The organism is Pantoea sp. UBA4549, assembly GCF_002387285.1.
GTDB lineage: Bacteria > Pseudomonadota > Gammaproteobacteria > Enterobacterales > Enterobacteriaceae > Pantoea > Pantoea borealis.
Genome location: NZ_DGLH01000006.1, coordinates 199,224 through 213,179, shown reverse-complemented (window position 1 = coordinate 213,179; position 13,956 = coordinate 199,224). Strand labels below are relative to the sequence as shown.

Below are 13,956 nucleotides of genomic sequence, written 5' to 3'. Positions count from 1 at the left end.
TATTAACCAAGGTTCAGCGCGTCGTTGACCAGGTCTTGCTGCTGTTGTTGATGTACGGACATATAGCCCACGGCCGGTGAAGCAGATGCCGGACGGCCTGCGTAACGCAGCGACGCACCAAAGGGAACCACTTCGCGGAAATGATGCTGACTGCAATACCATGCGCCCTGATTCAGCGGCTCTTCCTGACACCAGACGAAATCCTTAACATGGGCGTAATCTTTTAACGCTTCCTGTACCGCTTTATGCGGGAAAGGATAGAGCTGCTCGATGCGCACAATGGCCACATCGCTCTGCTCGTTTTTGCGGCGCTGTTCCAGCAGATCGTAATAGACCTTGCCTGAGCAGAGCACCACGCGTTTAACCTGCTGCGGATCGAGCGCGTCGATCTCGCCAATCGCTGGCTGGAAGCTGCCGTTTGCCAGATCGTCCAGACTGGAGATCGCCAGTGGATGACGCAGCAGCGACTTCGGTGACATCACAATCAGCGGACGGCGCATACCGCGCAGCGCCTGACGACGCAGCATGTGGTAAACCTGAGCCGGTGTGGATGGCACGCAAACCTGCATATTCTGTTCAGCGCAGAGCTGCAGATAACGCTCCAGGCGTGCTGAGGAGTGTTCCGGACCCTGGCCTTCATAGCCGTGCGGCAGCAGCATGACCAAGCCACACATACGGCCCCACTTCTGCTCGCCCGAGCTGATGAACTGATCGATAACGACCTGTGCACCGTTGGCGAAGTCGCCAAACTGCGCTTCCCAGATGGTCAGCACACGCGGCTCCGCGGTGGCGTAGCCATATTCAAACGCCAGGACTGCCTCTTCTGACAGCACGGAGTCCCACACCTTGAACTGACCCTGACCATTATGAATATGGTGCAGTGGCGTATAGGTAGAACCATTGAGCTGATTGTGGATCACCGCATGGCGGTGGAAGAAAGTACCGCGTCCGGAGTCTTCGCCGGAGAGGCGCACCGGAATGCCTTCATCCACCAGCGTAGCGTAGGCCAGATTCTCTGCACCACCCCAGTCAAACGGCTTGTTGCCTTCCGCCATCTCTTTGCGATCGTTATAAATTTTGGCCACGCGCGACTGCACTTCAACCGCTTCCGGAACCGTGCTGATACGGCGCGCCAGCTCCTGCAGACGTTTCAGTTCAACCGTTTCCGGATAGCTCTCATCCCACTCGTGGTTAAGATAAGGTGACCAGGTAAAGGAGTGCAGGCTCATCGGACGCCATTCCGGCACCACGCACTCACCGGCATCCAGCGCATCGCGATAGAGGTTAACCAGTTCGGTCGCATCTTCCTGTGAAGCCACGCCCTGGCTCTGCAACTGATCGGCGTAAAGTTTACGCGGCGTCGGATGCTTTTTGATTTTCTGATACATCAGCGGCTGGGTCGCACTTGGCTCATCCGCTTCGTTATGGCCGTGACGGCGATAGCAGACCAGATCGATAAAGACATCGCGCTTAAAGGTATTGCGGTAGTCGAGCGCCAGACGGGTAACGAATGCAACGGCTTCCGGATCGTCTGCGTTAACGTGGAAAATCGGCGCCAGCACCATCTTACCGATATCAGTACAGTAAGGCGTGGAGCGCGCATCTTTCGGGTTCGACGTTGTAAAACCGACCTGGTTATTGATGACGATACGCACCGTACCGCCCACTTCATAACCACGCGCCTGCGACATGTTCAGGGTTTCCTGTACCACGCCCTGGCCAATGACCGCTGCGTCACCGTGAATGGTGATAGGCAGAACTTTGTTACTGCCCGGCTCAGCCAGACGATCGAGGCGTGCGCGTACGGAACCCATGACAACCGGGCTGACAATCTCCAGATGCGACGGGTTAAACGCCAGTGCCAGATGCACCAGGCCCCCTTCCGTTTCCACATCAGAGGAGAAACCCATGTGGTACTTCACATCACCGGTACCCAAATGTTCTTTGTGCTTGCCGGCGAACTCATCAAACAGATCCTGCGGCTTTTTGCCCAGTACGTTGATCAGCACGTTCAGACGTCCGCGGTGCGCCATACCCAGCACCACTTCACGCGTGCCGCTTTTGCCGGCGTGGCGAATCATCTCACGCAGCATTGGCACCAGCGCATCACCACCTTCCAGTGAGAAGCGTTTGGCACCGGGGAATTTGGCCCCAAGATATTTTTCCAGCCCTTCGGCTGCGGTTAGCTCTTTCAGGAAGCCTTTTTTCTCTTCCGCGCTGAATGAGGCCTGTCCCGCCACTGACTCAAGACGCTGCTGGATCCAGCGTTTCTCTTCAGTGTTGTTGATGTGCATATACTCTGCACCAATCGATCCGCAGTAGGTCTGCTGCAGCGCGGCGTAGAGATCGGCCAGCTTCATCGTCTCTTTGCCAATAGCAAATGAGCCTACGTTGAAGCTTTCCTGAAAATCGGCGTCGGTCAGGTCGTGAAAGGCCGGATCGAGATCCGCCACGATATCCTGTTTCCACAGGCCAAGCGGATCAAGATTGGCGTGCTGATGGCCGCGGAAACGGAACGCGTTAATCAGCTGCAGGACTTTAACCTGTTTGGAGTTAGCGGCCGGATCGGTAACGGTAGAGGTGTAGCGGGTGGCATCCTTCGCCAGCCGGCGGAAATAGTCACGCGTCGTGGAGTGGAACTGCTCTGGTTTTACGCCGGTACCTGGCAACTGCTGGAACAGGTCGCGCCACACTTCATCAACAGAGTCAGGATCGGTCAGGAAATCCTCATAGAGTTGCTCTATGTAAGACTGGTTCGCGCCGGCCAGCCAGGAGGAGTCCAGCCAGGGTTTCATCGCGCTGTTCTGCATTGTGATCCCTTAAGCATCAAGCTGCTTTTTATGAGGTTTCATTTGTTGCCGCTTTCACGGCTTGCCGTAGTGAGTTCAGCGATACGAACCTGTGCGCTACCGGCGCCGGGCCCGTAAGGGAACCTTTATAAGCGTGGTCAGCACCGCGCTTATAGAGGCTTCCATACGCTGCCGGGAACCTGGGTTCCCGGCAGGACTTCTTAGCTTTACGCCCCGCGCTGCAGCAGCATCGACTTAATATGGCCGATGGCGCGCGTTGGGTTCAACCCTTTCGGACACACGCTCACACAGTTCATAATGCTGTGACAGCGGAATACGCTGAAAGCATCACTCAGATTGTCGAGACGCGCATCCGTTTCCGTGTCGCGGCTGTCAATCAGGAAGCGATAAGCAGCCAGCAGGCCGGCCGGACCGATAAATTTATCCGGGTTCCACCAGAACGACGGGCAGGAGGTTGAGCAGCAGGCGCAGAGAATACACTCATACAGGCCATCAAGGTGCTCGCGCTCCGCCGGGCTCTGCAGATGCTCACGCGCCGGCGGGTTCTCACCGTTGTTCAGCAGGAACGGTTTGATTTTCTCATACTGCGTATAGAACTGGCTCATGTCGACCACCAGATCGCGCACGACCGGCAGGCCTGGCAGCGGGCGAATCACGATCTTTTTACTGCCGTTGCCCAGTGCTGAGACCGGGGTAATGCAGGCCAGACCATTTTTGCCGTTCATGTTCAGACCATCTGAGCCGCAGACCCCTTCGCGGCACGAGCGACGAAACGCCAGCGTTGGATCCTGCTCTTTCAGACGAATCAGCGCATCCAGCAGCATCATGTCGCGCCCGTCTTCCGACTCCAGGGTGTAATCCTGCATGCGCGGCTTGTCATCGACGTCCGGGTTATAACGGTAGATTGAAAATTCGAGTTTCATCATGACCTCCGCAATTAATAAGTACGCGCTTTCGGCGGGAAGGCCGCGCGCAGTTTCGGCTGCATGTTCACCTCACGGCGCGTCATGCTTTCCGTTTGCGGAACATAGAGACTGTGACACAGCCAGTTTGCATCATCACGCTCCGGATAGTCGAAGCGGCTATGTGCGCCACGGCTTTCGGTGCGGAAATTTGCAGCAACCGCTGTTGCATAAGCGGTTTCCATCAGGTTATCCAGCTCCAGACATTCGATACGCTGCGTATTGAAATCGGGTGAGCGGTCATCCAGACGCGCACTCTTCAGACGCTCGCGAATCGCTTTCAGCTCCGCCAGGCCTTCGCGCATGGCATCACCTTCGCGGAACACCGAGAAGTTATTCTGCATGCAGCGCTGCAGCGCTTTGCGGATTTCAACCGGATCTTCACCCGTAGTGTTGTTTTCCCAGCGATTAAAGCGCGCCATAGCCGCATCAATCTCTTCCGTCGTGGCGTCACGCAGCTCGCCCTGCTCAGCGATACACTCCATCAGGTGTACCCCTGCCGCACGGCCAAATACCACCAGATCCAGCAGTGAGTTACCGCCCAGACGGTTAGCCCCGTGCACCGATACGCAGGCGATCTCGCCAACCGCAAACAGGCCCGGGATCACTTCATCTTCGCCCTGTTCATTCACGCGCAGCGCCTGTCCGGTGACGCGGGTCGGAATACCGCCCATCATGTAGTGACAGGTTGGAATGACCGGAATCGGCTCTTTAACCGGATCGACATGCGCAAAGGTGCGCGACAGCTCAAGAATGCCAGGCAGGCGCGACTCAAGCACCTCAGCCCCGAGATGATCGAGCTTCAGTTTGATATGCGGACCCCACGGGCCATCGCAGCCGCGACCTTCACGGATCTCAACCATCATTGAACGCGCAACAACATCACGGCCTGCCAGATCTTTGGCATTAGGCGCATAGCGCTCCATGAAGCGTTCGCCATGTTTATTCAGCAGGTAACCGCCCTCACCGCGACAGCCTTCGGTGACGAGTACGCCCGCGCCAGCAATGCCGGTCGGGTGGAACTGCCACATCTCCATATCCTGCATCGGAACACCCGCACGAATTGCCATGCCGACGCCGTCGCCGGTATTGATATGGGCGTTAGTGGTGGACTGGTAGATACGTCCCGCGCCGCCGGTTGCCAGAATAGTCGCTTTGGCTTTGAAGTAGACGGTTTCACCGGTTTCAATGCAGATAGCGGTACAACCCACAATCGCGCCATCTGCGTTTTTCACCAGATCCAGCGCATACCATTCGGAGAAGATAGTGGTTTTGTTTTTCAGGTTCTGCTGATACAGCGTATGCAGCAGGGCGTGACCTGTACGGTCAGCCGCAGCAGCGGTACGTGCTGCCTGCTCGCCGCCAAAGTTTTTTGACTGGCCACCAAACGGACGCTGATAAACGCGGCCATCGTCTAAACGGGAGAACGGCAGGCCCATATGCTCCAGTTCCAGGATCGCTTCCGGACCGGTTTTACACATATATTCGATCGCGTCCTGGTCCCCGATGTAGTCGGAGCCTTTAACGGTATCGTACATGTGCCATTCCCAGTTATCCTCATGGGTGTTACCCAGCGCAACGGTAATGCCGCCCTGCGCCGATACAGTATGGGAACGGGTTGGAAAAACTTTTGATAACAGGGCACAGCTCTGGCCCGACTGGGAGATTTGCAGTGCCGCGCGCATACCCGCGCCGCCTGCGCCGATCACCACGGCATCAAATTCTCTGACTGGCAAATTCATTTACACACCCCACACAACAACAGTGCCATAAACGGCATACGACAACAGCGCGACCACAATAACCAGCTGCAGCAACAAACGCGGCGCCAGCGCTTTCACGTAGTCAGTCAGCACCTGCCACATACCGATCCAGCCATGAACCAGAATGGAGAACAGGGTCAGCAGCGTAAACACTTTGGTGAAGGAGGAGGCGAAAAAGCTGCGCCAGACATCATAGGTCAGCGTATCGGTCATTACGACGAAACCGAGTAGATAGATGATGTAGAGCGTAATCAGGATTGCGGAAGCACGGACCAGAAGCCAGTCGTGGATACCGTTGCGTCCTAAAGCAGAAGCATTGCTTACCATACGAGGACTCCAGCCAGAATTGAGAGCACGACAGTGATAACAAAAACCGCCTGCGCGGTACGGGTTCCCACCTGCAGGGTCTCTGCGGTAAAGCCAAAATCAGCCAGCATATGACGGATACCGCTTGCCGCATGATACGCCAGCGCAGTCAGAATGCCCCACATGATGAATTTGGCAAAGAAGCTATCCATGATGGACGCCGCCTGCTGAAAACCTTCGGGAGAGGAGAGAGAGAGACCCAGTAACCAGAGCAGAATTCCGAGAGCGACAAACGTAATCACGCCGGAGACGCGGTGGAGAATGGACGATATTGCAGTAACGGGAAACCGGATCGTCGTGAGATCCAAGTTAACAGGTCTTTGTTTTTTCACGGTTTTGCCCACACAGCTCTTTTTTATTTTGCTTCCTCCGGTCCTGAGTTGCAGCAGAGCACTGAGCGTGTTCAGACTACAACCGCCACCAAAATAGCAACATCCAGTGTTAAGTGAAGCGGGTAAAACGCTGGGTGACTCCTGGTGTCAGGGTATTCCGGAGACCTGGCGGCAGTATAGGACGATCACATTCTGATTACAATTCCCCTACAATCTGTTTGGTCACATTTAAGCTGAACAGTGATCACTGTCACGATTTTCACAAAATATACATTTTTAATTATCTGATTTGACAATAGATCAACATTTCAGTTACAAACAATCGCACTAAAGCCCTATGATGCACAAAAGTTATGGGGATACACTTTCCCCTAAGCTCAAGTTATGTAACATTGCCCTAACGAGCAACATAAACCGTCAGGTTATTGGTTACCAAGAAGTTATGTCGTGACAGGATCTTTAACATCTGCAATAAGCGCCATGTCATGTCCGAATATCCTTGCCCCGGATGCCTTTGTACTGCGTAACCTCATTACGTGCAGGTTATTGCCAGGTGATAATCTGAAGCGAGTGGTGTTACGCAACATGCGAACTATTCTGGTGTCTAAAGATCCTTACCTACCCAGGCGCTATGGAGACGAAAAATGACAGATAAAAAAGTGACGCTGACCCTACAAGACAACAGCACTCTTGAACTGGATGTGATGCAAGGCACGCTGGGACAAGATGTTGTTGACGTCCGCGCCCTTGGCTCACAAGGCCTGTTTACATTTGACCCCGGTTTTACCTCTACCGCGTCGTGCGAATCCAAAATAACGTTTATTGATGGTGATGAAGGTATTCTGCTGCATCGCGGTTTCCCGATTGATCAGCTGGCAACCCACTCAAATTACCTGGAAGTCTGCTACATCCTGCTGTACGGCGAAGCGCCTACTCAGGAGCAGTTCAAAGAGTTCTGCACTACCGTTACCCGCCACACTATGATCCATGAGCAGATCACCCGTCTGTTCCACGGTTTCCGTCGTGACTCACATCCGATGGCCGTGATGTGCGGCGTAACCGGTGCGCTGGCAGCGTTCTATCACGACTCGCTGGATGTAAACAATGAGCGCCATCGCGAAATCGCTGCGTTCCGCCTGCTGTCGAAGATGCCTACCATGGCAGCCATGTGTTACAAATATTCTATTGGTCAGCCTTTTGTTTATCCGCGTAATGATCTCTCTTATGCCGGCAACTTCCTGCATATGATGTTTGCCACACCGTGTGAAGAGTACAAAGTGAACCCGGTGCTGGAGCGCGCAATGGATCGTATTCTGATCCTGCACGCCGATCACGAGCAGAACGCCTCTACCTCTACCGTCCGTACCGCAGGGTCATCCGGGGCTAACCCGTTCGCCTGTATTGCGGCAGGTATCGCTTCACTCTGGGGACCTGCACACGGTGGCGCCAACGAAGCCACGCTGCGTATGCTGGAAGAGATCAGCAGCGTAGAGCACATTCCGGAGTTTGTACGTCGCGCCAAAGATAAGAATGACTCGTTCCGTCTGATGGGCTTTGGTCACCGCGTTTACAAGAACTACGATCCGCGCGCAACCGTGATGCGTGAGACCTGTCATGAAGTGCTCAATGAGCTGGGCATGAAAGATGACCTGCTGGAAGTGGCGATGGAGCTGGAACACATTGCGCTGAATGACCCCTACTTTATTGAGCGTAAACTCTATCCAAACGTCGATTTCTACTCCGGCATCATTCTGAAAGCGATGGGTATCCCTTCTTCAATGTTTACCGTGATCTTTGCGATGGCGCGTACCGTTGGCTGGATTGCGCACTGGAAAGAGATGCACGATGAAGGCATGAAAATTGCCCGTCCGCGTCAGCTCTATACCGGTTATACCGAACGTCCGTTTGAGTCAGCGCTGAAAAAATAAGCGCCGGCGTTAAACAAAAAAGGGCAGAATTCTCTGCCCTTTTCTTTTGCCTGTAATCTGCCCATAGCAGGTTATAGCTGGCACCCCGGACACCAGTAAAAAGGGCGTGACGAGAGCACGCCTTTCTCAATCAGGGTACCGCAGCGCCGGCACTTTTTGCCCTGCCGGTGAAAGACTTCAAAGCGAAATGCCGCCTCTTCATGGTACTTTTTCATACTGCCGCGCATTTTGTAGGAGAGACGCGGGATTGCCAGCAGCGCTTCACTGAGCCTGTCGAGCTGCGCGTCATCTAGATCCTGCGCCCGGTGCTGCGCACGCAGGCCGGCATGCCACAGGATCTCCACCCGCAGATAGTTGCCCAGCCCGGCGAGAAAAGCCTGGTCAAGCAGCAGTCCACTGAACTGCCGGCGCCGGAACCGTGGCGACAGCAGGCGCTCGCGCACCTCCGCGACGGTCAGCGTGGCATCCAGCACATCCGGCCCGACGCGCTGCAGAAACGGATGTGCACCGAGCGTGTCCGCATTCAGCAGTTCAATATCAGACGCGCTGTACAGCAAAATCGCTTTATCAGCGCTCTCCAGCCGTACCCGCAGCTGACGAGTGGTAGCGGGCTGCGTACCCGCGGCAACCACCCGCCAGACGCCATAGAGCTGATTGTGACTATAGAGCGTCAGGCCATTGGAGAAATGGGTCAGCAGCGCCTTACCGCGCGTTTCAATAGCGTTAACCGTTTCGCCCAGCAGAGCGGGCTCATAGGTTTTTAACGATGGAAAAGCAAACCACACATCGGTAAGCGGTTTGCCCACGATGGCGGCTTCCAGCTGATCCGCCGCCCGACGGATCTCCGGTCCCTCTGGCATACAAACTCCTGATTAGTGTGTTGCGCCACCCGCAACGCGGATATCGTCCTGGGTGCTCATCATGACCTGAATGGCGATTTCCAGTGCCTGTGTCACACTGCTCACGGACATGCTGGGTGCGCCAGGATGGTTCACTGCCTGCTGCGGCATCCATGGAATATGCATAAACCCGCCGCGTGCCGGGTTGCCATGGGTATGCAGCCAGTGCAGCAGAGAGTACATCACGCTGTTACAGGTAAAGGTCCCGGCCGTTTGCGAAACCGAGGCGGGAATGCCCGCCTCCCGCAGCGAGGCAACTATCGCTTTAATGGGCAGCGTGGCGAAGTAGGCCGCCGGCCCGTCTGCCACAACCGGCTCATCCACCGGCTGCTGCTGCTGGTTATCGGGAATACGCGCATCGTGAATATTGATCGCCACCCGCTCCAGCGTAATATCGCAGCGCCCGCCCGCCTGCCCCACGCAAAGAATGCCGTCGGGCTGCAGGGTGGTCAGCGCGTCAGTCAGCACGGCACCACAGGTTGCAAACACCACCGGCAGCTGGCGTACCACCACTTTCACGCCAGCCAGCGTTTTGCCGTCAAAGTCGCGTACCGCCTCCCAGGAAGGATTGAGACGCTCACCGCCAAACGGCTCAAAAGCCGTTAACAACACCGTTTTCATTACTGCCTCACAGAAACATCAGGAAGTAGAGCAGGAAAATATTCACTAACAAGAGTAGTACACCGGTTGGAACCTGAGCCTTGATCACCGCATTACGATCCGGCAGCTCCAGCAGGCGCGCCGGTACGATATTGAAGTTTGCCGCCATCGGGGTCATCAGCGTACCGCAGTAGCCGGAGAACATGCCGATCGCCGCCATGACGGCCGGGTTACCGCCATGCTGCAGCACCAGAATCGGGATGCCGACGCCGGCAGTTACAATCGGGAAGGCGGCAAAGGCGTTGCCCATTACCATCGTCAGCAGCGCCATTCCTCCGGCATAGACCGTCACCGCAATCAGCCGGTTATCCACCGCCAGGTAGTGTTCAGTGAGGTGTGAAATCGCACTGCCGACACCGGCGCTGGTAAACAGCAATCCCAGCGTGGCAAGGATCTGCGGCAGAATAAATGCCCAGCCTACCGCATCCAGCAGACGGCGTGTCTCCTGCATCGACTGCAGCGGCTTTTCCCGCGTAAACGCCAGCGCAATCAGCCAGCCCAGAATACAGCCCACCATCATTGAAAACAGCGTCACCAGCGTGGCGTGGTTGCCCGCGCCAAACACCTGCTCCTGCAGGCCGGGAATATGATTAAACGCCAGTACGCCAATCACCGTAACCAGCGGTATCGCCAGGGCGGGTAAGAACAGTTTATTTCCCAGACGCCTGGCGCTGGCCTGTTTTTCTGCATCCGTGCGCTGATGATAGCGTCCGAGGCGAACACCACCGCAGCCGGCGATCAGCGCCATCACAACCACGACCACCCCGGTGGCAATATGCAGCCAGCGGCGGCCCAGCTCAGCGTCGCCGGCCCACTGCCCTGCCAGCTGATATGCGCCATCACCAATCAGAAAAATCAGGCCGTAGAGCGCCCAGAAGAGACCGGTGGTCAGACGACGCGGATTAGCGCGGTCTCCCCAGGAGAGCAGCGCCACCACCAGCAGAATCGCCCCTGCCAGCCACATCAGATATTGTTGCTGAAACATTACTTCTCCTCCCTGGCGTGCAGCGCCTGCTGATTCAGCGCACCCAGCTCACGCGACAGCTGGCGATCCAGCCGTATCAGACGAGCCGAGTGGATAAGAAAGGCGCACAGCGCGGTCGGGATCCCCCACAGCGCAATATGCAGCGGCTCGGTGGTAATACCGGCTGATTCCTGCATGAAGTTATGCATAAAGATAATGGCGCCAAACGCGACAAAGATATCCTCACCAAAGAAAAGGCCGACGTTATCTGTTGCGGCGGACATGGCGCGCAGCCGGTGACGTATTTCAGGTGAAACTTCACCGTAGCGGTTTTCCGTCGCACCTTCTGCCATCGGTGCCAGCAGCGGACGTACCATCTGTGGATGGCCGCCCAGACTGGTCAGCCCCAGCGCGGCGGTTGCTTCACGCACAAACAGGTAGACGATGAGCAGACGGCCGGCGGTCGCGGTTTTGATCTGCGCAATCCAGCTCTGCGCACGCTCTTTCAGTCCGTGGCGTTCCAGCAGACCGATAACCGCCAGCGGCAGCAGCAGGATCAGCGGCAGGTTGCGCGTATTCAGAAAGCCGGAACCGAGCTTTTCCAGAATGTCGCCGAGCGGCATCTGCGCCGCCAGGCCAGTGACAAAGCCTGCGACAATGACCACCAGCACCGGGTTGAAGCGCAATAAAAAGCCGATAATGATGGCCAGGATCCCCAGCAGGGGCCAGAGGTTAACAACGTTCTCCATGATTTTCCTCACTGAAAACAAAAAGCCCGGCAACAGCGTGCCGGGCAAAAAAGGGAGAGTTATACACTGCTGACGGCAATCTGCTCAGCCGCAAACGCGGCGCGCAGCGTGCGGGCAAACTGCAGCGCGTGCGCGCCATCGCCATGCAGGCAGACCGTCTCCGCATTGACGGCGACCCACTCACCGCTCACGCTTTTTACCTGCTGCTGCTTTACCATCGTCAGCGTCTGCGCCAGCGCCTGATCGGCATCGTCAATCAGTGCACCTGGCTGGCTGCGCGGCACCAGCGCCCCGCTCGCCAGATAGCCCCGATCGGCAAACACCTCTTCACGGGTACGCAGGCCGTACCGCGCACCTGCCGCAATCAGTTCGCTGCCCGCCAGGCCAACCAGAATAAGTCGGGCATCCACCGCCCGCACTGCCCGGGCAATCGCGTCAGCGAGCTGCGGATCGGTGGCGGCCTGATTGTAAAGCATGCCGTGCGGCTTAACGTGGATCAGCCGCGCGCCTTCACTTTCCGTGATACTTTTCAGCGCGCCAGTCTGATAAATCATCTGGGCATAAACGGTCTCCGGTGGCAGCTGCATCGCCGTGCGGCCAAAGTTCTCGCGATCGGGAAAGCCCGGATGAGCGCCGATTGCTACCCCTGACGCATTGGCCCAGCGTACCGACTGCAGCATGGTTTGCGCATCACCGGCGTGAAAACCGCAGGCGATATTGGCAGAGCTTACCAGCGACAGCAGTTCCCGATCGCTGCTGCTGCCTTCGCCAAGATCGGCATTGAGATCAATTTTCATGCGTAAGCCCCCAGGCTATCTGATCCAGCGCGCGCTGCTGCTGCTGTTTTGCCAGCAGCGCCTCCTCCAGCGTGCACGGAATAAAGTGAATCGGTTCGCCGAGCCGGATTTGCGCCAGCTGATAAATATCTGCCTCAATGATGCAGGCGATACGCGGATAACCGCCGGTGGTCTGTGCATCTGCCATCAGCACAATGGGCTGACCGTTTGGCGGCACCTGGACCACGCCAGGCACCAGGCCATGCGAAAGCAGATCGCGCGTGGCGGTACGCTGCAGGCTGTCGCCCTGCAGGCGGTATCCCATGCGATTACTCTGCGGACTGAGTTTCCACGGATTACGCCAGAATGCTTCCTGCGCATCATGGGTGAATTCGCTGTATTCCGGTCCCGGCAGCGCACGAATGCGGTTACCCCACAGCAGCTGCCGCACGCCCGCCGGCTGGCTGAAGCGGCGGGTCGGCTCGCCCAGCGGCAGGCGATCGCCATCCTGTAACTTGCGGCCCTGCCAGCCGCCAAACGCAGCTTTCAGATCGGTGCTGTGCGAGCCCAGCATTTCTGCTACCGCAAACCCGCCGTTTACCGCCAGATAACTGCGCATGCCGCGGGTTGGCATGGATAGCGTAAGGACCTGACCGCGCCGCACCGGCAGGCGCCATCCGGTCCAGACCGGCTTGCCATCCAGCTCCGCGTTGCAGGCCGCGCCCGTGAGCGCAAACCAGCCATCGCGCTGAAATTCCGCTTTGAACTGGCCCAGCACAATCTCCAGCACCGCACTGTTTTCGCTGTTACCCACCAGCATATTTGCCGTACGCATGGAAGGCTCATCCAGTGCGCCGCTCAGGCTGACGCCCAGCTGACGCCAGCCATGACGTCCGCGATCCTGTACCGATGTCATTAATCCGGCGCGTAAAATGTTCAGCATATGCCCTCCTTCTGCGGCACAAACCGTACGCGATCGCCGGGACGCATTAGTGTGGGCGGCTGCTGCTGCGGATCGAACAGGCTGAGTGGCGTATGGCCAATCAGCTGCCAGCCGCCGGGTGCAGCCAGCGGATAGATGCCGGTTTGGCTGCCGCCAATCCCGACGGACCCCGCAGGAACAACCACGCGGGGCTCTGCGCGCCGCGGCGTGTGCAGTCGCGTATCCAGGCCTCCCAGATAGGGAAAACCGGGCTGAAAGCCGATAAAATAGACAATGTAATCCGCGCTGCTGTGCAGCTCTACCACCTGCGGCGGTGTCAGCCCGGCGCGCTCTGCAACCTCTGGCAGATCGGGTCCGGCGCTGCCCCCATACACTACCGGGATCTCAATCAGCCGGGGATCCTCCTGCGGCCGCTCTTCGCTCTCTTCCCACCAGCGCTGCAGACGCTCAATGGCGTCCTGCGCATCGGTTTGTGTCTCGCGCAGTATCAGCGTGAGGTTGTTCATACCGGGGATCACCTCCTGCACCTGTTCATACTGCTGCAGCTGCTGACACAATCCCCAGATGCGCTGCTGACTGGCGAGCGAAACCGGCGGCGCCAGTTCCAGCACAACCGCCCGCTCTCCCAGTAAATAACAACGTGCTCGTTGCAAAACCCACCTCCCGATCGTGAATAACGCGCGCCGCCAGACATACCGCGGCGCGATAAACCTTTCACATAGCTGCTCAGGTTCAATAGGTTATGCAAAAGTGGCGGAGATGTGTCAACCAGTTTGCGCCCGGCGAGCGGGCGCAGAGAGAGAA

At 57.1% G+C, this 13,956-nt stretch carries 13 protein-coding genes; 1 reads left to right on the top strand and 12 read right to left on the bottom strand.

What is annotated here, in order from left to right; all coding sequences use genetic code 11:
• Window positions 1-2: 2 nt before the first annotated feature.
• The 5 genes from sucA to sdhC form a co-directional block, all read right to left on the bottom strand.
• Window positions 3-2,810, bottom strand: a complete 2,808-nt coding sequence (gene sucA, locus B3041_RS04380) for a 2-oxoglutarate dehydrogenase E1 component (RefSeq protein WP_065649841.1) — start codon at window positions 2,808-2,810, stop codon at window positions 3-5.
• Between the two features lie 206 nt (window positions 2,811-3,016).
• A complete protein-coding gene (locus tag B3041_RS04375) occupies window positions 3,017-3,733 on the bottom strand; it encodes a succinate dehydrogenase iron-sulfur subunit (RefSeq protein ID WP_065649842.1) in 717 nt (238 codons plus the stop codon).
• A 14-nt stretch (window positions 3,734-3,747) separates the two neighbouring features.
• Window positions 3,748-5,514, bottom strand: coding sequence for a succinate dehydrogenase flavoprotein subunit (gene sdhA / locus B3041_RS04370; RefSeq protein ID WP_065649843.1), 1,767 nt, complete (start codon window positions 5,512-5,514; stop codon window positions 3,748-3,750).
• Window positions 5,515-5,862 carry a succinate dehydrogenase membrane anchor subunit gene (gene sdhD / locus B3041_RS04365; protein ID WP_065649844.1) on the bottom strand — a complete coding sequence of 116 codons (348 nt, stop codon included), beginning with the start codon at window positions 5,860-5,862 and terminating at the stop codon, window positions 5,515-5,517.
• On the bottom strand, window positions 5,856-6,245 hold the full coding sequence (gene sdhC / locus B3041_RS04360) for a succinate dehydrogenase cytochrome b556 subunit (RefSeq protein WP_039383221.1): 390 nt from the start codon (window positions 6,243-6,245) through the stop codon (window positions 5,856-5,858). The genes sdhD and sdhC overlap by 7 nt, the downstream gene beginning before the upstream one ends.
• Window positions 6,246-6,877: 632 nt before the next feature.
• On the opposite strand from sdhC, the gene B3041_RS04355 reads away from it, so the two are divergent.
• Window positions 6,878-8,161, top strand: coding sequence for a citrate synthase (locus B3041_RS04355; protein ID WP_065649845.1), 1,284 nt, complete (start codon window positions 6,878-6,880; stop codon window positions 8,159-8,161).
• Window positions 8,162-8,232: 71 nt separating this feature from the next.
• On the opposite strand, the gene nei is transcribed toward B3041_RS04355, so the two are convergent.
• Genes nei through pxpB form a run of 7 tightly spaced genes read right to left on the bottom strand, consistent with a single transcriptional unit; the run spans window position 8,233 to window position 13,805 of the window.
• Window positions 8,233-9,021 (bottom strand): endonuclease VIII, encoded by a 789-nt coding sequence (gene nei / locus B3041_RS04350; protein WP_292969703.1) that lies wholly within the window; start codon window positions 9,019-9,021, stop codon window positions 8,233-8,235.
• A 12-nt stretch (window positions 9,022-9,033) separates the two neighbouring features.
• Entirely contained in the window at window positions 9,034-9,681 is a 648-nt protein-coding gene (gene pcp / locus B3041_RS04345; protein ID WP_292969701.1) for a pyroglutamyl-peptidase I, read from the bottom strand.
• Between the two features lie 7 nt (window positions 9,682-9,688).
• Window positions 9,689-10,705: a DUF979 domain-containing protein gene (locus B3041_RS04340; RefSeq protein ID WP_065649848.1), complete on the bottom strand. Its 1,017-nt coding sequence runs from the start codon at window positions 10,703-10,705 to the stop codon at window positions 9,689-9,691.
• Window positions 10,705-11,433 carry a DUF969 domain-containing protein gene (locus B3041_RS04335; protein ID WP_065649849.1) on the bottom strand — a complete coding sequence of 243 codons (729 nt, stop codon included), beginning with the start codon at window positions 11,431-11,433 and terminating at the stop codon, window positions 10,705-10,707. The genes B3041_RS04340 and B3041_RS04335 overlap by 1 nt, the downstream gene beginning before the upstream one ends.
• Window positions 11,434-11,492: 59 nt before the next feature.
• The gene (pxpA, locus tag B3041_RS04330) at window positions 11,493-12,230 is read right to left on the bottom strand and encodes a 5-oxoprolinase subunit PxpA (RefSeq protein WP_065649850.1); all 738 of its coding nucleotides are present in this window, start codon (window positions 12,228-12,230) and stop codon (window positions 11,493-11,495) included.
• The gene (gene pxpC / locus B3041_RS04325; protein WP_065649851.1) at window positions 12,220-13,152 is read right to left on the bottom strand and encodes a 5-oxoprolinase subunit PxpC; all 933 of its coding nucleotides are present in this window, start codon (window positions 13,150-13,152) and stop codon (window positions 12,220-12,222) included. The genes pxpA and pxpC overlap by 11 nt, the downstream gene beginning before the upstream one ends.
• Window positions 13,146-13,805, bottom strand: coding sequence for a 5-oxoprolinase subunit PxpB (pxpB, locus tag B3041_RS04320; RefSeq protein ID WP_065649852.1), 660 nt, complete (start codon window positions 13,803-13,805; stop codon window positions 13,146-13,148). The genes pxpC and pxpB overlap by 7 nt, the downstream gene beginning before the upstream one ends.
• Window positions 13,806-13,956: the final 151 nt, after the last annotated feature.

What these genes read in the sequence shown, in the direction of transcription:
- B3041_RS04375 (WP_065649842.1), bottom strand. Translation starts at nt 3,733, where the DNA reads ATGAAACTCGAATTTTCAATCTACCGTTATAACCCGGACGTCGATGAC.
- B3041_RS04355 (WP_065649845.1), top strand. Translation starts at nt 6,878, where the DNA reads ATGACAGATAAAAAAGTGACGCTGACCCTACAAGACAACAGCACTCTT.
- pxpA (WP_065649850.1), bottom strand. Translation starts at nt 12,230, where the DNA reads ATGAAAATTGATCTCAATGCCGATCTTGGCGAAGGCAGCAGCAGCGAT.
- pcp (WP_292969701.1), bottom strand. Translation starts at nt 9,681, where the DNA reads ATGAAAACGGTGTTGTTAACGGCTTTTGAGCCGTTTGGCGGTGAGCGT.
- pxpC (WP_065649851.1), bottom strand. Translation starts at nt 13,152, where the DNA reads ATGCTGAACATTTTACGCGCCGGATTAATGACATCGGTACAGGATCGC.
- sucA (WP_065649841.1), bottom strand. Translation starts at nt 2,810, where the DNA reads ATGCAGAACAGCGCGATGAAACCCTGGCTGGACTCCTCCTGGCTGGCC.
- sdhA (WP_065649843.1), bottom strand. Translation starts at nt 5,514, where the DNA reads ATGAATTTGCCAGTCAGAGAATTTGATGCCGTGGTGATCGGCGCAGGC.
- B3041_RS04340 (WP_065649848.1), bottom strand. Translation starts at nt 10,705, where the DNA reads ATGTTTCAGCAACAATATCTGATGTGGCTGGCAGGGGCGATTCTGCTG.
- B3041_RS04335 (WP_065649849.1), bottom strand. Translation starts at nt 11,433, where the DNA reads ATGGAGAACGTTGTTAACCTCTGGCCCCTGCTGGGGATCCTGGCCATC.
- nei (WP_292969703.1), bottom strand. Translation starts at nt 9,021, where the DNA reads ATGCCAGAGGGACCGGAGATCCGTCGGGCGGCGGATCAGCTGGAAGCC.
- sdhD (WP_065649844.1), bottom strand. Translation starts at nt 5,862, where the DNA reads ATGGTAAGCAATGCTTCTGCTTTAGGACGCAACGGTATCCACGACTGG.